Below are 24,168 nucleotides of genomic sequence, written 5' to 3'. Positions count from 1 at the left end.
AAGGTGATTTGTGAAATTTATATATCAAATATAGCATTATATGTACAAGAGTTAAATGCTGTAAAACATATTAACAGTGTTATGTGAAAGTATTACCGTAAAATATGTCATATGTAAACAAATAAACTGGGATACATTTGTAAAGTGATTCCGTAAGCGATTTTGAACCAGTTAATGAGAATCAACAATTCTTAAATCACTTTATCATGAAAAAAATCTTTACAACAATACTTTTAATTATTTGCGTCATGAATTTGCAAGCACAGGATTTACAACTAATCCAAGACCGAATGGATCTTAAGCATTTGGTAGATACTTTTTCCAATCTGGCAGATACTAAAGAGGTAGATGCCCAATTGCAATTATTTACGCAAGACGCCATTGTAGAATCTATCCAAAATGGAAATGCAGGTTCTAAACTGGTTGGCCATGAACAAATAGGCAACGCCTTTACATCTTTTTTAGGCCTTTTTGATGTAGTCTATCATCAAAACGGGCAGCAAACGGTGGATATCAATGGCGATGAGGCCTCTGGAATCTCTTATTGTACCGTAGTGTTGATCGGTACCAATAACGGCCAAAAAACCATGACAACCATGGGGGTGCGTTACAATGACCACTATGTGCGTAAAGACGGTAAATGGCTTATTGCCCAACGAACTTCCAACTTTATGTGGCAAGATGTAAAACAACTAGACAACTAATTGGAAGTAAAGGTTTAGCAAGCTTCAATCTTTAGTATTTGAGAGATTATGGAATATCGGTCTTACGCAACTGGTACAGCCAAACCTATGGCATTTTGAATTAAAAAATCGGTAAAAATGAAACGAATAATCAAAAATAGTATAGCTCTTTGGTGCTTTTTAATACTAGGTACTTGCCAAGCTTTAGCTCAAGAAATATCTGGTAAAGTATTGTACGAAGATGGCAGCCCCGTAGATATGGCCACGGTAATTGTGTTAAACGCACAAGACAGTACGTTGGTCAAGGGCGAGATCACCAATATAGATGGTAACTTCGGTATAAGCATAGACCAACCAGGCACTTATGTAATCAAAGTAAGCTTTATAGGATTTAAAGACTTCACAAGCCAGGCAATACCCATTTCCAATAGCAATATGACCTTACCGAATATTACTTTAGAAGAAAGTAATTTTGAATTGGAAGGTGTGACCGTTGCTACTAGACGGCCTATGATAGTTGTAAAAGCAGACCGCACCATTTTTAATACCGAAGGTAATATTGCCAGTGCCGGTACAAACGGATTGGAATTGCTACGTAAGGCACCTGGTGTTATGCTGGGTAATGATGATAATATTGCACTACGTGGTAGAAATGGGGTTTTGGTGTATTTAGACGGAAAGCGTAGCTTTTTAGAGCCCCAAGAACTGGCCAACCTACTGCGTAGTCTTAATGCTACGGATATTGAAAGTATTGAAATTATCACCAATCCATCTGCGCGCTACGACGCCTCTGGTAACGCTGGCATCATCAATATCGTTACAAAAAAAGGTAAGGCCCTGGGCACCAATGGAACTATTACGGCTACTTCGGGATATGATGAAGAATTTAAAAATAGCCTTTCACTCAACCTTAACCACCGCATGGAAAATTTTAATATTTATGGTGGTGTAAGCCTAGCCCGCAACAAATTTGTGAGTTCACTTAGGGCACGTAAAACACAGGACAGTCGATATTTTGACCAAACCATACAAAATTATAGTGAAGAAAGCCCCGTGAACGGAAAATTAGGTGTTGATTATACGGTAAATTCAAAACATTCTTTTGGGGTGCTGTTTAATGTAAACAGCAATTTGGGAGAGCGGTTAAATACTTCTTCTAGTAGAACCGATATTTCAGATGGCGAAGGTATGGCCGTCGATTCTTTATTGCTTGCAAACAGTGATATGGAAAGCAACTTTGTAAATGCGAGCGCAAACGCCAATTATCGATATGCGGATACTTTGGGTAATGAGCTAACTGTAGATGTCAACAGAAGTTGGTTTAGGTCAAATTCAGTAAACGACCAACCTAACACCTACACAAATGCAGATGGCACCGTTATCCTAAATGAACGAAACTTTTTAACCGATTCAAACACCGACATCGATATTTATACTGCTCAGGCCGATTATGAACACCGCTTTGAGGAGTCTGGGCTTTCCCTCAGTGCTGGAGCCAAGTATGCCAAGGTAGTTTCTGACAATGATTTTGGCTTCTTTAATGAAATTAACAACATATTCGTTCTTGACGAAACCCAAAGCAATCAGTTTGAATACACTGAAAATGTAACAGCCGCCTACGCTAACGCTATGCTGCCCTTGTCTAAAAAAATAACATTTCAAGCGGGGCTACGTTGGGAAAACACCCATTCTGTTGGAAATTTACAGCGTCTTCCCAGTCAGGTTGCACAACCGCAAGACCACGTAGAACGAAAATACAACAACCTTTTTCCTAGTGCGGCAATGACCTATGAGATTAACGAATCCAACGGTTTGGTGTTGAGTTACAGCAGACGTATAGATAGGCCTATGTATGCAACTTTAAATCCGTTTGAAGTACGCATAGACGACATTAGTTACCGAAAAGGAAACCCGTTTTTGAACCCACAGTTTTCCAATAATTATGAATTAAAATACATCCTTAACGGTACCTCTACTTTTGGGTTTAGCTATTCAAAATCTACGGATAATATTGTTAACATTATAGAGTTGGACCAAAACCAACCGGACATTATTTTTGTGAACTATCGGAATTTAGCTGATAGGTCTTACTATGCCCTGGATTTTAGCACGCCAACCAGATTTGCCAATTGGTGGAACGGCTTTGTAAACCTTACCCTGTACCGTTCACGATACCAAGCTAATTTTCCAGAATTTAGTTATGATATTACTACGCCGGTTTCGGCCAATTTATTTGCCCAACAAACCTTTACCTTGGGTAACGGGTGGACGTTTGAAACCTCTGGTTGGTTTAATTCCCGTACTTTTTCAGAAAACGGTTTTGAAACCAAAGGTATGGGCTCCTGGGATGTTGGCCTACAAAAGAAAGTGTTCAATGATAATGGTACGTTTAAACTTTCTTACAGCGATATTTTAAGAACAGCCAATTGGGAGGGAATAAATGGAGCGGTAGAAAACCTACATGTAAATACCACCACGGTTAGGGAAACACAAATTTTGCAGTTGAGTTTTAACTATCGTTTTGGAAAATCAACCGTTAAAAATCCAACAAAAAGAAGTACAGGTTCGGAGGAAGAACAAAATAGAATCAATTAGATTTTAAGGTAATCCGTAATAATGGTATAAACATCCGTAATCTGGGTAGTACTTGCTCTTAATTAGTTGGTTAGTTTTGGTTTAAATTGAAAAATGCATATGAAACCTTTTCATTTTAAGCAACTTATAGCTGTACTTATTTTTGTGGTCACTGCTGCAAATGCCCAAGAAGAAGAACAAAAATTTCTGGATGATTTTAGGGGAACGGCCAGCGTAACCCACAATGGAATTTCGTTGGTGCCTTCTTTTTCGTTGGGTGATCCTGCGTTGTTGTTAGACTTGAAGTTTACCAAAGGACGGGTAAGTTTTGAGCCCGATATGCGTTTTGCATTGGAAGGTAAACCGTGGTCTTTTTTATTTTGGTTTCGCTACAAGGCAATTCAGAAAGAAAAATTCTCCTTGCGGGTCGGGGCCCATCCAGCCTTAAATTTTAGAACCATAAGCATAATGCGTAATGGCGTTCAAGAAAATATATTAGAATCTCGTCGCTATGTAGCTGCAGAGGTGGTACCCACCTATAAGTTAGGCAAGAATATAGGTATTGGTTTGTATTATTTGCACGGTCGTGGGTTTGATGATGGTGTAAAACAGACCAATTTTGTGGTTTTCAATTCCTACTTTAATAACATAGGTATAGCAAAAGACTATTACCTAAATATATCACCACAAGCCTATTATTTACGTATGGACACCATAGACGGGGTATATGTGGTTGGTTTTATCACCCTCGCAAAAAAGAATTTCCCCCTTTCCATTTCGTCCATTTTAAACAAAGCCATAGACACCCAAATTGTTCCTGAAGACGATTTTACATGGAACATCTCCCTAAACTACAGTTTTGGAAGTACCAATAGAAAAGCGAACAAAAAACGAAAAATATGAAAGACTCTAAACAAACAAATGAAGGTAGAAGGGGTTTTGCTTTAAAATCAATTTTAGGATTAGGTGGATTGGCCATTGCGGCCAATGCAACGGCAGCTATGCCAAAAAGAGCAAGCAGCAATTTAACCCTGCCAGAAGGAAAACGTATGTTGGGTAATTTGGAGGTTTCGGCAATAGGCCTAGGTTGTATGAGTATGAAAAGCGGTAGTTATAATCCGCCAAGGGATAAAAAAGAAATGATTCCGGTTATACGAGGCGCCGTAGATTTGGGGGTTACTTTTTTTGATACCGCAGAGGTTTATGGCCCATTTACGGATGAAGAATTGGTTGGCGAAGCCTTGCAACCAGTGCGGAATGAGGTGGTAATTGCCAGCAAGTTTGGATTTGACTTTACCAATGGCAATCGCGCTGGTAGAAACAGTAAACCAGAACACATTAGAAAAGCAGTGGAAGGGATGTTGAAACGGCTGCGGACCGATAGGATAGATTTATTGTATTTACACCGTGTAGACCCGGATGTTCCAGTAGAAGAAGTGGCCGGAGTAGTCAAAGAATTGATTAAAGAAGGCAAAGCGTTGCATTTTGGATTGTCCGAAGTTTCTCCCACTACCATAAAAAAAGCACATACGGAACTAAGGGTTACCGCCGTACAGAGTGAATATTCTTTAATAGAGCGTGTGTTAGAAAATCAGGTAATCCATACTTGTGGTGAACTAGGTATTGGTTTTGTGCCCTGGGGCGCGATCAATAGAGGTTTTTTAGCCGATAAGTTCAATGAATACAGTCGTTTTTCAGATGATTCAAGATTTTCATCGGTACCTTATTTCACCCCTGAGGCCATAAAGGCCCACATGCCGGTATTGACTTTAGTGAGAGAATGGGCGCGTAAAAAAGACGCTACCCCAGCACAAATAGCTCTGGCGTGGGTAATGGCACAAAAACCCTATATCGTACCCATACCAGGTACTACCAAGTTGCACCACATGAAAGAAAATATGGGTGCCCTTACGGTAAAATTCACTCCAGAAGAACTTCTTGAGTTTAGAACCCAATTTGAGAAAATACCATTGGTGGGGGTAAGAACTCCAGAAACGGCTTTGGTAGATAGGTAATACAATTTACCCTGGTGATAATCTGTAACTTTAAAAATAAAATGAAAATACAATGAAAACAACAAATAACAATTTTAGAAAATTTACAATGCTAATGCTAGGTCTTATCTGTTATACCACGGGTGTCTTGGCCCAAAAAACAGATTATGCCATATCTTCTTACCAAACCGAAGGTGTAAAAGCACCCAACACCCACTACATTGGAGCGGCATGGTTAAACCCGTTGCTGCGGGCAGATGATGATTTGGACTACAACATCACCAAAGCAACGTTTAAAGCCAATTCAACATTGGATTGGCACAAACATGAGTCGGTTCAAGTATTGATTATTGTAGATGGGGTAGGGTATTACCAAGAAAAAGGAAAAGAAGCAGTACTAGTAAAAGAAGGAGACGTTATTAGGTGCGAAAAGAATACGGAACACTGGCATTCCTCATCCAAGCATAAAGATGTAACCTATTTGGCCATTTATGGCGGAGAAACCCCTACGGTTTGGACCGAAGTAGTAAGCCAAGCATATTATGATAAGGTGGCAGAACGGTTAAACTAATTAATGGTTGAACCATTACGCAGTTTACGGGTAATCTAGTTGCCAATAACTGTAAAGGTTCAATTATGAACATTTAACAGAATAACAACGGGAGCATCAATAATTTAGAATGCATCCAAAAGGATATTTCAGTACCTTCAAACAAACACGCAAAACAATGGCAACATTCAATCTAAAAATCAACGGAAAAACCCAAACGGTAGACGTAGATGGGGCTACACCCATGCTCTGGGTGTTACGAGACCACTTGCATATGGTAGGTACCAAATTTGGTTGCGGTATTGCCCAATGTGGGGCTTGCACGGTTCATTTAGGAGATAATGCGGTTCGCTCATGCCAACTGCCTGTATCGGCCGTAGGGGAACAAGAAATTACGACCATAGAAGGATTGTCCGAACATGGCGACCATCCAGTGCAAAAAGCTTGGCTTGAAGTTGATGTACCACAATGTGGGTACTGCCAGGCCGGGCAAATAATGACCGCTTCTGCCTTATTGAAGCATAATCCTAATCCTGCGGACGATGAGATTGCCAGTGCTATGCACGGAAATATTTGCCGTTGTGGTACGTATACACGTATTAAAAAGGCCGTGAAATTAGCTGCTGAAAACAATTCATAATTCACCCTAAAACGAGAAAAGATGACACTAGTAAAATCAACATTGGGCCGTAGGGCCTTTATCAGAAATACCGGTTTGGCCGGGGGTGGATTGGTTTTAGGATTCAGTTTTTTCAATTCCTGTAAGCCTAAAGTTGCCGAGGCTGTTGGCATGGAATTGGAAATGCCCAAAGAGTGGTTCGAAATTAATGGGTATCTAAAGATAGGGGATAATGGCGTGGTCACCATCATGTCTCCAAATCCCGAAATAGGGCAGAACGTACGCACGTCTATGCCCATGATCGTTGCGGACGAACTGGAGATAGATTGGAAAAACGTGGTGGTAGAACAAGCACCCTTGAACACTAATTTATACAGCTGGCAGGTAGCCGGTGGTAGTAGGTCTATTAGTAGCTCTTGGCAAAATTTGCGTATGGCAGGTGCAACGGCCCGTCAAATGTTAAAAGAGGCTGCCGCAAAGGCATGGCAAGTACCTGCAAGTGAGATAACCGCTATTGCAGGTGTTTTGTCCCATGAGGCTAGTGGTAAAACGGCAGGTTATGGCGATATGGCCTCCGCTGCAGCCCAATTAGAGGTGCCGGAGCAAGTGGAACTTAAGGAGATTACCGATTTCTCCATCATTGGCACCACTCGAAAAAATGTAGATGGAAAAAAAATAGTGACCGGAAAACCTTTGTTTGGTCTAGATGTTCAAAGAGAGGGAATGTTGATTGCCGGTTTGGTGCATCCGCCAGCATTTGGAAAAAGGCTCAAGTCTTTTAATGCAGATGCTGCTATGGGAATGCCGGGTATTAAGGAGGTATTTTCCCTAAAATTATATGAAGACGATTTTGATAAAATGGCGTTCCATTTTACGGCGTTTAATGAAGTATTGGTGGTAGTGGGCGAATCTACATGGCAAGTATTTCAAGCAAAAAAGGCTATTGAAGTGGAATGGGAAGACGCTCCCGATGTTACCCAAAAAATGTCTCTGTTCGGTAATCAAATGGAAGTGAAACACCCTGCTGGAATGGAAAATTCTGAGGGGCACATGTCCAAATTGAAGGAATTGATAGCGCGCAATGCTAAAGTGGCCCGCAAAGATGGTAATCCTGAAAAGGCATTTAAAAATGCGGCCAAAATTGTGGAACGCAGCTATAGTTGCCCTTTTTTGGCACACAATACCATGGAACCAATGAACTTTTTTGCCCATGTAACGGAAGACCATGCAGAATTGTTGGGGCCTACACAGACCCCGGAATGGATGGAACCTGCCGTGGCAGAACGTTTGGGCCTACCCTTAGAAAAAGTGGATATACAAATGACGCGTCAAGGAGGTGGATTTGGGCGTAGGCTTTACGGACATTTTATGGTAGAAGTGGCCGCCATTTCCCAACGGATGAAAGCGCCGGTTAAATTGGTGTATACCCGTGAAGATGATATGACCCAAGGAATTTATCGTCCAGCGTATTATGCCACTTATCGGGCGGCCTTGGATGCAGATAACAACCTAATTGGTTTTCACGTAAGGGCCGGAGGCATCCCAGAAAGTCCTTTGTTTGCCAACCGCTTTCCGGCTGGTGCCATTGATAATTACCTAGCAGAAGATTTTACGGTAGATACCAACATCACTACAGGAGCCTTTAGGGCGCCGCGCTCCAATTTTATTGCTGGGGCAGAACAATCGTTTCTTGATGAACTGGCAGAGGAGATGGGAAAAGACCCTATTGATTTTAGATTGGAACTGCTCAAACGTGCGGAGGAGAATCCTGTTGGTAGCCTAGAATCCAATGATTATGATGCTTCGCGTTACGCAGGGGTATTGGAGTTGGTACGGGAAAAGGCTAATTGGGGTCAAAATCAAGAAGGTATTCACCGTGGGGTATCCGCTTATTTCTGTCACCAAAGTTATGTAGCCCAGGTATTGGATATTGTAATGGAAGGTGATAAGCCGGTGGTAGAAAAAGTTACGGCGGCCATTGATTGCGGCATCGTGGTAAACCCGGGTGCAGCGGCCAACCTATCTGAAGGAGGGGCCGTAGATGGTATTGGGCATGCTATGTATAGTGGATTAACTTTTAAGGATGGTTCTGCGGAACAAACTAATTTTGATAGGTACCGTCTAATTCGCCATGCAGAAGCACCTAAAGCTATAGAAACGTATTTTGTAAAGAACGATATAGACCCAACCGGAATGGGCGAACCGCCTTTTCCTCCAATTATGGGCGCCTTGGCCAACGCTTTGTACAAGGCAACGGGTAGACGTTATTACCATCAACCTTTTATAACGGATAGGCCACCTTTGGTGGGATAAAAATTAAGTAGATAAGCCCATGCTTAAAAGTATGGGCTTACGGCTATAAAGGCATCTAAATTTTGACCAACGGCTATTAGCTTGCTATTTCTTTTAAGTCAACCTAAAAATTGATAGAACAAAACAAACCCTAAGTTCTTTGTTAGTTTTGAGAAAAATAAAAACAAGCTATATGAATTTAGAGAATAAAAAAGTAGCAATTTTAGCTACACACGGATTTGAAAAATCAGAACTATTTGAACCTTATAATGCCCTTAAAGAAGAAGGCGCAACCGTAGATATCATATCGTATCACGAAGGTGAAATAAAAAGTTGGGATGGCGACAATTGGGGCCAATCTATTCAAGTAGACAAGCTAATCAAAGACGTTAAAGCAGAAGATTACCAAACGTTGGTTTTACCTGGTGGCGTGGCCAATCCCGATAGCATGCGCACAAATGAGGATGCCTTAACATTTATAAAGGACTTTTTTAAATTAAGTAAGCCTGTAGCGGCCATTTGCCATGCGCCATGGTTGTTAATTAGTGCAGGTGTAATAGAAAATAGAAAAGTAACTTCTTACAAAAGCATTAAAGATGATGTTATTAATGCAGGAGCTGAGTGGGTAGATCAACCGGTGGTAGTAGATGAAGGCTTAACCACGAGTAGAAATCCAGATGATTTACCTCAATTTATAAGTAAAGTAATTGAAGAGCTAAAAGAAGGAAAGCATGAAGGACAGGTAGTAAATGCCTAATCCTTAGAACATATTTATAATTATAAGGCAAGGTTGCTACCTTGCCTTTTTTAAGTTAAAACTAGCATGGCAATTTTAGGTAATATAATCAAAGGAGTAATAGAAGTTGGTGGTAAACTAAAACCAGAAAACAACCCTATAGAAGAACAAAAAGCTGTTCTAAGTGAGCTGTTAGATACAGCAAAAGGCACCTTATTTGGGCAACATTATGGGTTTAGTTCTATTTTAGGTTCAGAAACTCCAGCCCAACTATACAGGGAAAAAATTCCATTCCATGATTATAATAAAATGGCTAGTGAATGGTGGGAAGACGTAGTTGCGGGCAAACCGGATATTACTTGGCCGGGTAACCCAGATTATTTTGCCTTGAGTTCTGGAACTACGGGTAAAAAAAGCAAACGTATACCGGTTACGGACCAAATGGTAAAAGCCATTAGAAATGCCGGAATTCAACAGGTAATGGCACTGCATAATTTTAATTTGCCGGCAGATTTTTTTGAAAAGGAAATTATGATGCTCGGTAGTTCTACGGATCTTAATAAAAGGGGAGGCCATTTAGAAGGAGAGATTAGTGGTATAAGCGCCAGCAATATACCTTTTTGGTTTAAGGGGTATTATAAACCCGGAGAAGAAATTGCCCAAATAGACGAGTGGGACCAACGTGTGCTACAAATTGCCAAAGAAGCCAAGAATTGGGATATTGGCGCGTTGAGTGGCATACCCTCTTGGATGGAGCTAATGCTGGAAAAAGTAATTGAATACCATGGTGTAAAAAACATTCATGAAATATGGCCTAATTTACAAGTTTACACTTCTGGTGGCGTGGCATTTGATCCCTATAAAAAAAGTTTTAATGCGTTGTTGGGTAAACCTATTCAAATAATAGACACTTATTTGGCATCTGAAGGCTTTATTGCATGCCAAGTACGGCCAGACACTACTGCTATGAAACTGATAACCAATAATGGTATTTATTTTGAATTTGTTCCATTTAAACCAGAATACATAAATACAGATGGTTCTTTGGTACAAGATGCTCCTTGTTTGGGATTAGATGAAGTTGAGGAAGGGGAAGACTATGTTTTAATAATTTCTACTGTTTCCGGTGCATGGCGATACATTATTGGAGATACCATAGAATTTACAGATGTTGCTAGGGCAGAGATAAAAATTACCGGAAGAACCAAGTTTTTCTTAAATACTGTAGGTTCTCAATTATCTGTTAATAAAATGAACGATGCCGTACAGTATTTAGAAGAGGATTTAGGAATAAAAATCCCTGAATTTACCTTGTGTGCAAAACGGTACGATGATGGTTTTTATCATACCTGGTATTTGGGCAGCGATGCTAAAGCCAATTCAGAAGAAGCTGCTAAAAGCTTAGATACCTTCTTAAAGGACGCTAATAAAAATTACCGTGTGGCACGTACTAAGGCGCTAGAAGGTGTAAAAACGCATTTTGTTCCCCAGAAAGCATTTGCGGAATGGAGTGGGGCAAATAAAAAGAAAGGTGGCCAAGTTAAGATGGAACGGGTAATGGGAGAGGAAAAGTTTGCCGAATGGGAAAACTTCTTGACCGAGAATAACTTCAAGTAATTAATCTTCGCCCAGCTCTTTTACCAATTCCCTAATTTCTTCTGGACTAAGGTAATATTGCTTAATTCGGTCTTTATACACTTGGTCTATAGCTGCATTGTTTAATATAAAATCTTTTGTTTTTAATATATAAGGCGCCATACCATTGGATACGGCCAAAGAATCTGCGCTACGTTCTGCAGCTTTCACATGCTCTTTAAACAGTACATAACGTATCCCAAATACAATCATTTGCCAATTGTTCTTTTCCTGATAGTCCATAACATGGCCCAACTCATGACCTAACCAACCTATTAATACGTCTTTGGGAACGTCTGTGGTTTTAAATTTTTGATCATTGATTTTAAATTTTTCACTTATTAAAATAACATAGGCCCTTTTACTGCGTGGTCTAAAAAGACTTGCAAATGTTGGTTGGGCCATCATAACAGATTTTTTTATGTTCTTTTTAAATTTAAAATCAATAGGTATTTCCTTTAAATCGTTAAAATAGGAAAGTGCAATCTGCGTTTCATCTTGTATTTCCTTGGGTATATTTCTAAGTGGTGTTTTCAAATTAAAATAGAGTATTAAAAGACCTAGACTAAATGTAAATAGCCAAGTTATTTTTTTTAGATAGCGTTTTTTCATCAAATTAAGTTACAAACAAAAAACTCTGGTCTAAGACCAGAGTTTTTTCATAGCAATTTTTATTAATATCTAGTTGTCGTCCGTATCACCGTCCAACTCTTCTTCAATATCTTTAGCAGCGTCCTCAACTTCTTCTCCTGCCTCTTCAAAGCCATCTTCTACTTCTTCAATGGCATCTTCTGCTTTATCTTCTTTTGTTTCTCTACAGCTTGTAAAGCATACGGCCATTACAAACAAAAGTGTTAATAAGGAGACCGATTTTTTCTTCAACATAGTAATCATAATAATTTGTTTTAAGTGTTTATTGTTCTGTTTTTATTTTATTCTTGGTCTAGATTCTTTTTCTACCTGTAATCAAAGAAATGATAAACAAAATGATGAAAATGAAGAATAAAATTTTAGCAATACTTGCAGCTCCTGCTGCTATTCCACCAAATCCAAATATTGCGGCTATAATTGCCAATATAACAAAAGTGACTGTCCAACGTAACATAGTTTTAATTTTTAAGGTTGATGTCTGACTATCTCTTAATCAGTACATTACAAATGTAGGGTTAACTAGTTGCAATAATTACCGCTTATGCATGTTAACTTAACTCATTAGCATTAAAAAACATTAAACAGATTTGATTAAAAAGAAAAAGGCTTTTTGGATTAATAATCCTAAAAGCCTTTAGTTAAATTGTTGTGTATTATTTAATTGAGTGAGAATGGAAATAAATCCATTTCAACCAGCTCAGGAGTTAAGTTTTTTTCAAAAAGTTTTTTTGGTACTGGCCTAACATTAAATTCCAGTTCTTTTAAAGAATTTACTATCTGTTCTGCATTGTCTTGACTTATATCTGGTGACAACCATTTTTCGCCATCCTTTTTAGCTATAATTAAGGGGGCAACATCGCTTATATCGTGGAATTTTGAAATTTCGTTATAGGTACCTGTAGTTACCACGGCACAGGATAGGAATCCATCTTCTAATACACTATAAACACCAGCAAGGTAAAATGGTTTGTTGTTTTTTAAGGTGATTAAAAACGGTTTTATGTGTCCGTCTTCAAAAAGAAAGGTATAGAATCCGGTAACAATGATAAGGCACCTATCATTTTCAAGAGACTCTGCAACCCAGTCGCTATTGTGGTTGTCTTTTGGTACGTTTAGTGTGTTGGATAGATTTTGGAATACAACCCATTCATCCTTAAAACCATTTGGCATTAGACCCCAGATAGCATATTGTATTACTTGTTTTTTATCTAGTGTTATAATGGAAAGGTTTTCTTCTCTAAATCCGTTAATTATGGGTTGTGGTGCATAGAGATTAGGATATTTATACGGTATACCAAACTCGTATTCTATTTCTTCTAGCTCCGCAACATTGGAAAGTTTGTATATCATCTTGAAGTATTTTTATGCAAGTAACTAATTATGTGGCAGTTAAAATGACTTAAAAGAATGAAACTGTAATTCATATAAAAGCCATTTGTTTAAAATTACTCGGTTTTTTTACTTTAAATATTAATAACCGTTGAACAGATTGTGTTTTAAGCTTGAGTAAACTCTTTTACAACTGTTTTGGGAATGTCTAATGTGCGAATTGGGAATGGAATGTTAATGTCATTTTGGTCAAAAGCGGACTTTATCTTAATCATAGCTTCTGTCTTGGCTTTTGCTACTTCAAGGGCAGATGTGCTATTAATCCAAAAACGTGTTTCAAAATTAATAGAACTGTCACCAAACTCGCGGTACAGGAATAAAACTTCATTATTGTTTTCTACGGCCTCAAAGTTAGATACAATTGTATCTTTTACTAGTTTTCGAACAAATTCCAAATCGGAATCATAAGCCACCCCGCACTCTAAAATTACCCTTGATTGTGCCGTGGTAGAATAGTTTTTAATAGGATTTTCCACAACCAACTTATTGGGTATGTAAACCATATTATTATCAACTTGTTTAATAGTTGTAACCCTCAAGTCTATATCTACAACTTCCCCTTCATAGTCATTGGTTTCAATCCAGTCGCCAAACTTTATCTGTTTTACGTAAGAAAGTATAATTCCTGAGTAGGTATTTGCTAAAGCTCCCTGCAAAGCCAAACCCACAGCTAAACCTGCTACACCTGCACCAGCTAAAATGGTATTAAGGGCCTTACTAAGGTTTAAAATACCTAATACAAAAAACAGCCCCACTAAAATTACAATAACGGATACGATTTGTGAGAGCAATTGTTTCATGCTCTCTTGCAATTTAGTTCGGTTAGATAAACGGTACGCTAATTTTTTAATGTACCTGGATAAAATTATAGTGATGACAAATACGAGAATGGCGAGGATAATGTTAGGTAAGCTAGCAACAAAGCTATTTAGCCATCCGTCTAGCTTGTCCCACATTCCTTCAAGTGCATCTTTAAATTTTTTTTCCATTTTCGTATATAATTTCTAGCGTTGGTTTAATATTTGGGTATAGAGTAATATATGTTCTATTCTTGTAGCGGTGATTTTTACTATAGTGCCATCTAAAGATGGTAAAATAGTTGATTTAGTGTGGTAGTTAGATTTAATAGGAATAAGACTCTACCAAGAATTACTTAACTACTTTTTTTAGTAAATAGGCAATAAAAATTTTCTTAACCGGGCCTAAAATTCGGTTTGCCAGATTTAGCGGTTGCATCATGTTTTCAAAGTCTTTTCTACTAGACTTCAACATCTCTAAATTTATCTCTTTTTTTAACCTTAGAACTTTTAAATCCTGTCTTATCTGTTCCAAGGACTCGTAATTTGTGTTATTCATCTCGCAGTATGGTTTTGGAAAGTTTCTTAATTATAGTTTTCTCTAACCATTTTTTTAAGGGTAGGCTAACTAAACCTAATAGTACATAAAAGCCACCTACTATTAGATAGCCAAACGCACTGTTGTCTAAGCTCTGGCCAATAAATAAGGCAATGCTTACAGAAATAAATAAAAGGGCTAGTAGACTCAACATGCCCACAAAAAAGTACTTTATAAAAGAAATACTTATTTCGGACGTGTGGTAGAACAGTTTTAACTTATAATACTCCCAAGAATTTTCAATCAATTCTTGGGAGTTATCTATTGATTCTGAGGTAATGGTACCTAACTTCTTATCCATAGGCCCTTATTACGATGTTTGTAATTTTTTATTCTTTGCCTTCAATTCTTTTAATTTGGCTTCCAAGGTATCTATTACGTCATCTGCTTTGTAACTAGCATCGGTAACCAACGCATCCACCTCATTTTTTAAATCTCTTTTGTGAGTGGTAAAACTGTTGGCGATTTGATGTGTTAATTGATTAGCATTTTGGGCAACGCTGTCTACTACACTGTTAGACTCTTCTACTAATTTTCTTCTTGTAGACGACCCCTTGTCTGGCGCAAATAAAATCCCTAATGTGGCTCCTACTGCTGTTCCTGCTAATATTCCTAGAATTGTGTTACTGCTATCGCTCATAATATTTGTTTTTTAGATTCATACCAAAACTACTTTAACTATATAGGTTAGGTTGATGCATTCCCTTTAATCCTTGCCGTAATTCATTTTTTGGATTGCGTTAATGTTAAATTGTTTACAAGCACTGTTAACGAAACCTTTAAAATACCTTGCAGTTTAAATTTTTAGAACTTTTAAAAAATGAAACAAGGAGAAGAAAAAACACAATTTGTAAAAGAAGAAGAAGAAAAAACAAGACATTACATCTTTCAAAAAAATAGTAAAACCAAACTAGGTTTTTATTTTACACTTATTGTACTTGTCTTACTAATTATTGGTGTTGCCGTAAGTGGTATTCTTTTCTAGTGTTTTTTAAACTACAGTTTATTTCTAATCAAACACATTTAAATGATAAAATCCATCACAATAAAAATCACAACCTTATTTACCATTTCCAGTTTACTATTTCTAGCTGGTTGTGCAACTTATAATGAACAAATAAATAAGCAAGCATTAACTGGCCAGAACAATGCCAAACGTGTAGCACAAACCTTCTACATAGCCGGTGGCCTTGGTAACCAAGAAAACACAGATGATAACCTCATATATAAACTAAAAAATGAATTGAAAAAAGCCCCTGAAAATAGCTTTATGGTATTTACGGGAGACAACGTCTCTAAAGAGACGGGGCAGTGGCAAAAAGACGAGGCTTTATTGAAAAAGCAATTGAATATTGTCAAAGATTTTAAAGGCGAAACCTTGTTTATTCCTGGTAATAATGAATGGAAAAGTCATGATACAAATAAGGTTGAAGATTATGAGAACATAATAAAGGATTTGGATTTAGAGGATATAAAGTACTATCCAAACAACGCCTGCCCGCTAGAATATAAAGTAGTTAATGATAAATTAGATTTACTAATAGTAGATTCTAAATGGTTTGTTGGTAATTGGTCCAGAGAACTGGATATTAATAAAAAATGCCCAAATATTGTTACCCGAAGACGTTTTATGGAAGAGTTTGAGGGGTACCTAAACGACGCACAGGGTAAAAACATTATCGTAATCATGCACCACCCGGTATTTAGTAATGGGGAATATGCAGGTAACACCAAATTAACAGACCACCTAACACCCATACCGGTTTACGGCACCTTAAAAGAGGCCGTAATGGATTTAGGGGCATTTAATCCGGAACATTTAAATAGTAGACGTTATAATTATTTAAGAATTTTGATAACGGCCCTTGCCAACAATGCAGAAAGGGTTACTATAATTTCTGGTCATGAAGAAAGTCTGCAGTACCTTAAAAGTGACAAAATAAACCAAATTATAAGTGGTTCTCTAGGAACAAAAGCAGCTACAAAATTAAATAACGATAGAATAACAGCTATTGGTGGCAGCCTAAATTATAAAGGCTTGTATGCAGCCGGAGAAAAGGGGTTTGCCAAGTTGGAAATTTTTGAAGACGGAAGTTCTTCTGTAACGTTTATCAAAGAGGAAACAGATTCTCCAACATTTAGTGTATTACCACCATTTTCTGTTTATGATAGTACCAAAACCTATCCTAAAACAGAAGAAAAGACCAAATTGGCAAAGGTACTTTCAGATTCTAAAGCAATAAATAAATCGGGATTTCACACTTTTTTATGGGGAGAAAGATACCGTTCCTATTTTGGTAAAGAAGTTAAAGCACCTGTTGTAGATTTAGACACACTATATGGTGGTTTAAAGGTAATAAAAGAGGGTGGTGGGCACCAATCTTTTACCCTAAGGTTAGAAGATAACAAAGGTAGACAGTATAATATGCGTTCACTCCAGAAGAGTGCGTTAAAATATTTAAAATCGCAATTACCTGGTATTTCTTATAACGAAAGTGATTTTGTAGATACTTTTCCAGAAGAAATAATTTCGGACTTTTTTACCACAGCCCACCCTTATATGCAGTTAGCGGTAAATCCGTTGGCCAGGAAAGCTGGGGTAAACCACTCAGACACGTATTTATTTTATGTGCCAAAACAAAAAGCGCTGGCACAACACAATGATACTTTTGGTAATGGTTTATACTTTATAGAGAGAAGACCTTCTGATGAGCAATTAAACTATAAAGGGTATAGAAGAACAATAGATGTTGAAGGTAAGGTCAAAGATTTTGAAAGTACCACGGATATGTTGGAGCTCATTAAGAGTGATGAAGATTACACTATTGACCAAAAAAATTACATCAGGGCAAGAATATTTGATATGTTAATTGGTGATTGGGACAGACACCAGGATCAATGGCGATGGGTGGAGTATGAGAAAGAAGACGGTAGCGTAGAATTAATGCCTGTACCTAGAGACAGGGACAATGCCTTTCCAAAGTTTGATGGCTTTGCACTTAACTTAATAAAATTATTTGCGCCAAACAGTAGAAGGTTTCAATCCTTTGATGATAAAATAGGAGACGTTAAATGGCTTAATATTGGCGGAAACAAACTAGATAGGGCCTTATTAAACGGGTATGGAAAAGAGGTTTGGAGAGAAGAAGCAAGAGCAATTGTAGATAATATTTCCAAAGCGGATATAGATAATGCATTTGATAATCTACCAGATGCGGTACAAGATGAAACGCTCAAAGAAATTAAAAGCAATTTAGTGGCTAGATTGGGCCAATTGGAAGAGAAGGCCGTTGCATATGCCGCATATCTAGATAAGATAGTTGCGGTAACGGGAACGGAGAAAGATGATTTGTTCGAGATAAAAAGGTTGCCAAACGGAGAAACCAATGTTAAGGTGAAACGCCTTTTTACAGACAAGCAGAATGAGGTTATTTATGATAGAACCTTTAACAAAAAGGATACCAAAGAGATTTGGGTTTATGGACTAGGAGATGATGATAAATTTAGGGTTACTGGCGATGGTTCTAAAAAGATTAAAGTTAGGATTGTAGGTGGTTATGGTGAAGATGATTATGATGTTAACAACCGTTCTAAGCTTAAGGTGTATGATTGGGAACACGAGGATAGTGATTTTAAGGGTAAAAAGCCAGCTACCCAAATCAGTGATATGTACACCACAAATTCTTACCACTGGCGTTATTTTAGTCCAAATTTAAATATAGTCGCTCCTAAAATTGGATTTAGAACAGATGATGGTTTTTTCCTAGGCTTAGGAGACACTTACATTAAAAAAGGATTAAATGCAGATGATTTTAAGCAAAAACACCAATTTTTGGGTAATTATTATTTTGGATTTAGTGCCGTAGAATTAAACTACAAGGGTACTTTTGCCAATATTTTTCCTAAATGGAATTTTGAAGTTGAAGGTTACTACACCAGCGATAAATACGTAAAGAACTTTTTTGGAATTGGTAATGAAACCGTAAACAATGAAGCTGCATTAGATAGGGACTATTATAGGGCAAGAATAAGACAAATTAAAGCTAGGGCAGGCTTAGCGTATTACGATTTACGTTTTAATGCTTTGTTCGAATCTTTTGAGGTGGCAGATAATCCCAATCGGTTCTTTAATCCAAATAATTTTGATCAAGCTATTTTCAATGCTCAAAATTATGTAGGTGCAGAGGTTTCTGCCCAATATGATAGGGATAACGCAGATGATTTCCCCACAAAGGCAATTTTATTTGGCCTAGTTGCAGGTTACAAATACAATCTAGATAATAACAATAACAAGTTTGGCTACTTTAAGTTCACCACTTCTTTCGCACATAAATTAATATCCTCAGGCAATTTAGTATTAGCCAGTGAAGCAGAGTTTAATACCAATATTGGAGATAACGACTATTATTTTTACCATGCTCCCTCTTTAGGTGGTAACAACGGTCTACGTGGTTTTAGGGACGAACGTTTTAGTGGTAATTCTTATTTTTATCAATCTACAGATTTAAAACTTCGCTTAAAGCAATACAATACCGCCATAACTCCGGTAACCATAGGTTTATTTGGTGGATTTGATTATGGTAGGGTATGGGCAAAAAATCAAGACTCATCAATTTGGCACATCAGCCAAGGTGGTGGAATCTGGATAAGTACCCTCAAGGCATTTAGTTTTAATTTAGGCTATTTTAATTCTAAAGAAAACAACTTAATACAAGTAGGCTTTGGACTAGACTTCTAATCTATGCCATCAAGAATAAATTAAAAGCACCCTATTAAAGGGTGCTTTTTTTGTTTATCGCTTAACCTATGTTACAAAGTCTATTGTTACCAATAACCTTTGCTACATGTTTATTTTAAAGGGATTGCACGTTTGATGCATCAAATATTACATAGGATGCTTCAGGATTTTTACTTAGAGAAAAAGCTAGCATCTAGATTTGTTTCAATATTCCTGTCTGTTTATTGATAATATGATTTTTAAACGGGTTTAATTTTCATGAATCTGTAATCATTAAATGCAAAACAGGATAAATCATTAACAAACTAGAAAAAATTAACTTTAAACTAAACAGAATGATTCTCAAACTCAATTACGAGAAATTCGCAAGGTTAAAAACCCTATTACTTACCATATGTATGGGTGTTTTTAGCATTGCAACTTATGCCCAAGAGGTGCAGGTTACAGGTAACGTGTCAGACTCTTCCGGTCCTTTACCAGGAGTAAGTGTAATAGTAAAAGGTACCAATAATGGTGCTGCAACAGACTTTGATGGTAATTATGTCTTAGAAAACGTGCCAGCAAATGCCACCTTGGTATTTCGCTATATTGGTTACAACACTCAAGAAACGTCCTTAAACGGTAGAACCACGGTTAATATTACATTAGAAGAAAACCTAGAAGCTTTAGATGAGGTTGTGGTTGTGGCGTATGGTAGCCAATCAAGAGCTGCAGTAACCGGTGCCATTGCTAGTGTAGATGCAGATGAGATTTCTGCTCTACCAGTAGCCACTGCGGACCAGGCGCTACAAGGACGTGCAGCGGGTATCACGGTGACCAATAGTGGAGGGCCAGGTACGGCCCCCGTAGTTCGTATACGAGGTGTGGGATCACCTAATGGCGGTAGCCCTCTATACGTTATAGATGGTGTAATCTCAACCGGATTAGGAGCTATTAACCCTAATGATATTGAAAGCATAAACGTACTTAAAGATGCCGCTACGGCAGCGGCTTACGGATCGCAGGCAGCCAATGGTGTTATTGTGGTAACTACCAAACAAGGTAGGGCAGGACGCTCAGAGGTAACCTTTAACACCTATACGGGTGTACAATTTATTACCAATAGGTTTGATTTACTGAACACAGAGCAATATCTGCAGTTTATAGACGAAGCTTTTGGCACGGTGCCTACAAGCCCATTGAGTAGTTCTGGTCTTAATACAGATTGGCAAGATGCCATATTTCAAACCGGTTTTCTACAGAATTATGATTTAAGTATGGCCGGCGGTAACGAAAAGAGCAATTTTAGGACTTCTCTAGGTATGCTAAAGCAACAAGGTGCTGTTATAGAAACAGGTTACAATAGATACAACATCCGTGTTAATAGTAATTTTGATGTAACGGATAACTTTAAAGTAGGGCAAACTTTGGCCGTAACGTTTAGTGATCAAAGTCCAGAACTAGGTGCAGATAATGCAGGTTCTAGATCACTTTTGGAACATGCCATTAAAATGGCCCCATATTTACCTATCTATAATGAAAACAATAATGGTGGCTATCAAGGTCCTACATCAGCCTTGGATGGGCAAGATGCGGAAAACCCTGTAAGGGTACAGGAACATGGCAACAGGTTGTCCAAAAGAACCCAAGTATTTGGAAGTGTTTTTGGAGAGTATGAATTACTTAAGGGTTTAAAATTTAGGTCTCAATTCGGTTTGGAATATAACTACAACAATTACGATGAATTTGTTCCTTCCTATGATGATGATAGTAACGGCCAGTCTACGCATGCTCAGGTTTTTGCAAGAATTACTAAAAACGCTAACACCTTTAGAAGATTCTTGTTTACCAATAGTTTAAACTACAATTTTACCTTAGGCGATGACCATAATTTTGATGTACTTGCTTTAATAGAAAAGAACGAGGCTGTTTACAATCAAGTAAATACAACAAGTCAAAACTCAGTATCTGATGAATTAGAACAATTAACCAATGAACAATCCGAAATAGCATCTTTAACAGACGAGGTAGATAAAATAGGTTATTTAGGAAGGTTAAATTACAACTACAAGAACAAATATTTGCTTTCTGGGTCTATTAGAAGAGATGGTTCTTCTCGTTTTGGACCATCTACCAAATGGGGATGGTTCCCAGCAGCCTCTGCCGGTTGGAATATTGCCGAAGAAGACTTTATGTCACAATCAAACATCAATACCTTAAAATTGAGAGCAAGTTGGGGTATCAGTGGTTTTGATGAAATTTCAAATTATAGATACAGCACTACGTTAACCAATAACTTTAACTACGTGGTAAATGGTAATGCTTTAGGTGGTACGGCACCGTCTAGCACACCAAATCCAAATGTGGCTTGGGAAGAAAGAGAAATGCTGAACATTGGTATGGATTTAGGGTTTTTCCAAAACAAGTTTACGGCTGCAATTGAATATTTTAAAAATACGAGTAACGGCCTGTTAATAGATTTGCAGTTGCCTGGTTCTTTTGGAAGTTTAAGTTCTACAGTACCAACCAATATTGGGGATGTAGAGAGCAAAGGTTTTGAAGTAAGTTTGGGTTACAATGATTTTGAAGGAGATTTTACTTGGTCTGCTAATTTAAATTTATCTACAACCAAAAACGAAGTTTTAAAAACGGGAACGGGAGAGGATATTATACCCGGTAGTACCTTTGAGGCACAGTTTATTAACGGTTTAAGAGTTGGTGATCCGATTTATTCTTTCTATGGTTATCAAACGGATGGTATTTATCAAACACAAGCAGAGGTAGAAGCGGTTTTAGGAACCGATCAAACGGCTATACAACCCGGAGATATCCGCTTTGTAGATCAAAATGGAGACGGGCAAATAAATAACGAGGACATTGTTGCCATTGGTAACCCAACACCAGAATTAATTTTTGGTTTAAATCTTGATGCAAATTATAAAAATTGGGATTTCAATGTATTTATAAATGGAGTAACCGGTAATGAAATTTATAATACTAACATTTATGATTTACAGGGTATGCCAAGAACCTTTAATGCTGGTGTAGCGGTATTAGATCGTTGGACACCCACTAATCCTTCCAATACCATTCCACGCGCTTTTGACGGTAATAATGGTATAAACACGGCATCATCAGACCGTTTTATAGAAGATGGTTCTTTTGCCAGGTTAAAAAACCTAACAGTGGGGTACACCTTTCCACAAACTAGTGCCTTGTCTTCTTACTTTTCTAAGTTAAGAATATATGCAAGTGGTCAAAACCTACTTACGGTAACAGATTACTCTGGCTTAGATCCTGAGATTGGTAACGCAAAAAGCACCAATTCTGAATTTGGTGTTGATCGTGGAAACTATCCACAACCAAAATCTGTGTTAGTTGGTTTACAAGTAACATTTTAAAAAAAAACAGCAATGAAAAAATATAGTATAATATTAATAGCAACCGTATTGGTTACATTGGTATCCTGTAAAGAAGATGCCTTGTTTAAAACCAATCCTAATGAGTTATCCCCAGATACATTTTTTAAGACCGCAGCTCAAGTAGAGTCCGCTGCAACGGGCACTTATGCGCATTTACAGAATAGGGGCTTGTATACTAGGCATATGTTTTTTATGATGGACAACATGAGCCAGGAAAATGGTAGAAATCAACAATTAGAAGCAGATAAAGTAGAGTATTTGCAGTTTGCATTTAATGCTAATCATGGTCCAATAGGCGAATATTGGAAAGCTTGTTACAGAGGTATAAACAACTGCAACCTTCTAATTAATAATGAAGATAAGGTGTTGGCGCTGAACGATTCTGAGCTTTCTCCTGAAATGAAAGCAAAATTTGTGGGAGAGGCCAAATTTATGCGTGCCCTGTACTACTTTTTACTGGTAACCCGTTTTGGCGGCGTACCTATTAACGATGGTTTATCCTCTGAGGGTCAACCGCGTTCTTCGGTAGATGAGGTGTATAATTTAATTATCTCAGATTTAACGGATGCAACTACTAGTTTACGGTCCAAATCTGTTGAAGATACCGGTAGGGCTACAAGAGAAGCTGCCATTGCCATGTTGGGTAAAGTATATTTATTTAGAAACAACAAAACAGCTGCATTGGCAGAGTTTCAAAAAATATACGGCCAGTTTCAGTTAGAGGACGAGTACTTTAATAATTTCACTGAAGAAGGTGAATTTGGTCCAGAATCCATTTTCGAAGTGGTTTATGACGATGAAATTGGAGGTTCTGCTTGGGGTGAGACCGGAACAGGTCTAAATGAAATCACTTTTAGGGGGCAGGAATATGGTGTTTTAAATTGGTATAACGTTCACGTATCTGATGATTTGTTGGATGAATACGAGTCAGGAGATGGTAGGTTAAAGGATAATTTTTATATGGCCGGAGACGACTACTGCTGTGGTACCATTCAAGAATCAGATTTGGCAGATGCCAGTGGTACTATTTACCGTGCGGCTTGGAAAAAATATCAGAATTACCATGCAGAGGCTTCAGAAGATGCGGCATCTGGTATAAACTTTAAGTATTTACGTTACGCAGATGTACTTTTAATGATGGCAGAATGTGTATATGAAAGCAATCCGGCACTTGCGGTAGAGTATATAAACGAGGTAAGAACTAGGCCTAGTACAGGTTTGGCACCCTTGCCTACAACACTGTCTGCTAGTGAGGTTTTTGATGCTATTGTACATGAAAGAAAAGTAGAGCTTGCCGGTGAACAGGTTAGATTTAATGATATAATTAGATGGGGTAATGCCGCAACGGAATTGGCCGGATCTAATTTTCAAGCTGGTAAACATGAGTTGTTACCAATTCCAGCAGCAGAAATCAATGCAAATGCTGCCTTGTCAGAGGTAGATCAGAACCCAGGATATTAATCCACGTTAATATAGTTTCAGTTAGTTTTTGATTTAAAGCAGCGTGTTTT

The 24,168-nt window shown here is 37.9% G+C and carries 21 protein-coding genes; 13 read left to right on the top strand and 8 right to left on the bottom strand.

The genetic code is table 11. The annotated features are described in order from the left end of the window. Nucleotides 1-206: 206 nt before the first annotated feature. The 9 genes from ACXAGS_RS07720 (at nucleotide 207) to ACXAGS_RS07680 (ending at nucleotide 11,065) form a co-directional block, all read left to right on the top strand. Nucleotides 207-704 (top strand): nuclear transport factor 2 family protein, encoded by a 498-nt coding sequence (locus ACXAGS_RS07720; RefSeq protein ID WP_474905955.1) that lies wholly within the window; start codon nucleotides 207-209, stop codon nucleotides 702-704. Nucleotides 705-821: 117 nt separating this feature from the next. Beyond that, nucleotides 822-3,278, top strand: coding sequence for a TonB-dependent receptor (locus ACXAGS_RS07715; protein WP_474905953.1), 2,457 nt, complete (start codon nucleotides 822-824; stop codon nucleotides 3,276-3,278). A gap of 99 nt (nucleotides 3,279-3,377) precedes the next feature. After that, entirely contained in the window at nucleotides 3,378-4,160 is a 783-nt protein-coding gene (locus ACXAGS_RS07710) for a hypothetical protein (protein ID WP_474905951.1), read from the top strand. Beyond that, nucleotides 4,157-5,272, top strand: coding sequence for an aldo/keto reductase (locus ACXAGS_RS07705; RefSeq protein WP_474905949.1), 1,116 nt, complete (start codon nucleotides 4,157-4,159; stop codon nucleotides 5,270-5,272). The genes ACXAGS_RS07710 and ACXAGS_RS07705 overlap by 4 nt, the downstream gene beginning before the upstream one ends. Nucleotides 5,273-5,324: 52 nt before the next feature. Then, nucleotides 5,325-5,822: a cupin domain-containing protein gene (locus tag ACXAGS_RS07700; RefSeq protein WP_474905947.1), complete on the top strand. Its 498-nt coding sequence runs from the start codon at nucleotides 5,325-5,327 to the stop codon at nucleotides 5,820-5,822. A gap of 157 nt (nucleotides 5,823-5,979) precedes the next feature. Continuing rightward, entirely contained in the window at nucleotides 5,980-6,441 is a 462-nt protein-coding gene (locus tag ACXAGS_RS07695) for a (2Fe-2S)-binding protein (RefSeq protein WP_474905945.1), read from the top strand. Nucleotides 6,442-6,462: 21 nt separating this feature from the next. Then, complete coding sequence (locus ACXAGS_RS07690; protein WP_474905943.1) at nucleotides 6,463-8,733, top strand: xanthine dehydrogenase family protein molybdopterin-binding subunit; 2,271 nt, start codon at nucleotides 6,463-6,465, stop codon at nucleotides 8,731-8,733. A 172-nt stretch (nucleotides 8,734-8,905) separates the two neighbouring features. Continuing rightward, entirely contained in the window at nucleotides 8,906-9,469 is a 564-nt protein-coding gene (locus tag ACXAGS_RS07685) for a type 1 glutamine amidotransferase domain-containing protein (protein ID WP_474905941.1), read from the top strand. Between the two features lie 66 nt (nucleotides 9,470-9,535). Then, on the top strand, nucleotides 9,536-11,065 hold the full coding sequence (locus ACXAGS_RS07680) for a GH3 family acyl-acid amido synthetase (protein ID WP_474905939.1): 1,530 nt from the start codon (nucleotides 9,536-9,538) through the stop codon (nucleotides 11,063-11,065). Here ACXAGS_RS07680 and ACXAGS_RS07675 read toward each other — a convergent pair whose 3' ends face one another. The 8 genes from ACXAGS_RS07675 to ACXAGS_RS07640 form a co-directional block, all read right to left on the bottom strand. Next, on the bottom strand, nucleotides 11,066-11,695 hold the full coding sequence (locus tag ACXAGS_RS07675) for a hypothetical protein (protein ID WP_474905937.1): 630 nt from the start codon (nucleotides 11,693-11,695) through the stop codon (nucleotides 11,066-11,068). A 69-nt stretch (nucleotides 11,696-11,764) separates the two neighbouring features. Next, the gene (locus tag ACXAGS_RS07670; protein WP_474905935.1) at nucleotides 11,765-11,977 is read right to left on the bottom strand and encodes a hypothetical protein; all 213 of its coding nucleotides are present in this window, start codon (nucleotides 11,975-11,977) and stop codon (nucleotides 11,765-11,767) included. A gap of 49 nt (nucleotides 11,978-12,026) precedes the next feature. After that, a complete protein-coding gene (locus tag ACXAGS_RS07665; RefSeq protein WP_080319291.1) occupies nucleotides 12,027-12,188 on the bottom strand; it encodes a DUF1328 family protein in 162 nt (53 codons plus the stop codon). 203 nt (nucleotides 12,189-12,391) lie between these two features. Further along, nucleotides 12,392-13,084 carry an SOS response-associated peptidase gene (locus ACXAGS_RS07660; protein WP_474905933.1) on the bottom strand — a complete coding sequence of 231 codons (693 nt, stop codon included), beginning with the start codon at nucleotides 13,082-13,084 and terminating at the stop codon, nucleotides 12,392-12,394. Between the two features lie 146 nt (nucleotides 13,085-13,230). Continuing rightward, nucleotides 13,231-14,112 carry a mechanosensitive ion channel family protein gene (locus tag ACXAGS_RS07655; protein ID WP_474905931.1) on the bottom strand — a complete coding sequence of 294 codons (882 nt, stop codon included), beginning with the start codon at nucleotides 14,110-14,112 and terminating at the stop codon, nucleotides 13,231-13,233. A 160-nt stretch (nucleotides 14,113-14,272) separates the two neighbouring features. Beyond that, on the bottom strand, nucleotides 14,273-14,479 hold the full coding sequence (locus ACXAGS_RS07650; RefSeq protein ID WP_474905929.1) for a hypothetical protein: 207 nt from the start codon (nucleotides 14,477-14,479) through the stop codon (nucleotides 14,273-14,275). Further along, nucleotides 14,472-14,819 (bottom strand): phage holin family protein, encoded by a 348-nt coding sequence (locus tag ACXAGS_RS07645; RefSeq protein WP_474905927.1) that lies wholly within the window; start codon nucleotides 14,817-14,819, stop codon nucleotides 14,472-14,474. Before ACXAGS_RS07645 ends, ACXAGS_RS07650 begins: the two co-directional genes overlap by 8 nt. A gap of 9 nt (nucleotides 14,820-14,828) precedes the next feature. Beyond that, the gene (locus ACXAGS_RS07640; RefSeq protein ID WP_474905925.1) at nucleotides 14,829-15,158 is read right to left on the bottom strand and encodes a YtxH domain-containing protein; all 330 of its coding nucleotides are present in this window, start codon (nucleotides 15,156-15,158) and stop codon (nucleotides 14,829-14,831) included. 180 nt (nucleotides 15,159-15,338) lie between these two features. Here ACXAGS_RS07640 and ACXAGS_RS07635 point away from each other — a divergent pair, with 180 nt between their 5' ends. The 4 genes from ACXAGS_RS07635 (at nucleotide 15,339) to ACXAGS_RS07620 (ending at nucleotide 24,118) form a co-directional block, all read left to right on the top strand. After that, a complete protein-coding gene (locus tag ACXAGS_RS07635) occupies nucleotides 15,339-15,503 on the top strand; it encodes a hypothetical protein (RefSeq protein ID WP_474905923.1) in 165 nt (54 codons plus the stop codon). A gap of 42 nt (nucleotides 15,504-15,545) precedes the next feature. Continuing rightward, nucleotides 15,546-19,256: a ShlB/FhaC/HecB family hemolysin secretion/activation protein gene (locus tag ACXAGS_RS07630; RefSeq protein ID WP_474905921.1), complete on the top strand. Its 3,711-nt coding sequence runs from the start codon at nucleotides 15,546-15,548 to the stop codon at nucleotides 19,254-19,256. Nucleotides 19,257-19,591: 335 nt separating this feature from the next. After that, the gene (locus ACXAGS_RS07625) at nucleotides 19,592-22,636 is read left to right on the top strand and encodes a SusC/RagA family TonB-linked outer membrane protein (protein ID WP_474905919.1); all 3,045 of its coding nucleotides are present in this window, start codon (nucleotides 19,592-19,594) and stop codon (nucleotides 22,634-22,636) included. Nucleotides 22,637-22,648: 12 nt separating this feature from the next. After that, entirely contained in the window at nucleotides 22,649-24,118 is a 1,470-nt protein-coding gene (locus ACXAGS_RS07620; protein WP_474905917.1) for a RagB/SusD family nutrient uptake outer membrane protein, read from the top strand. Nucleotides 24,119-24,168 lie beyond the last annotated feature (50 nt).

This window comes from Croceivirga sp. ABH4_376, assembly GCF_056160685.1.
The sequence above is the reverse complement of the archived record's forward strand: the minus strand, read 5'-3'. Positions and strand labels throughout refer to the sequence as shown.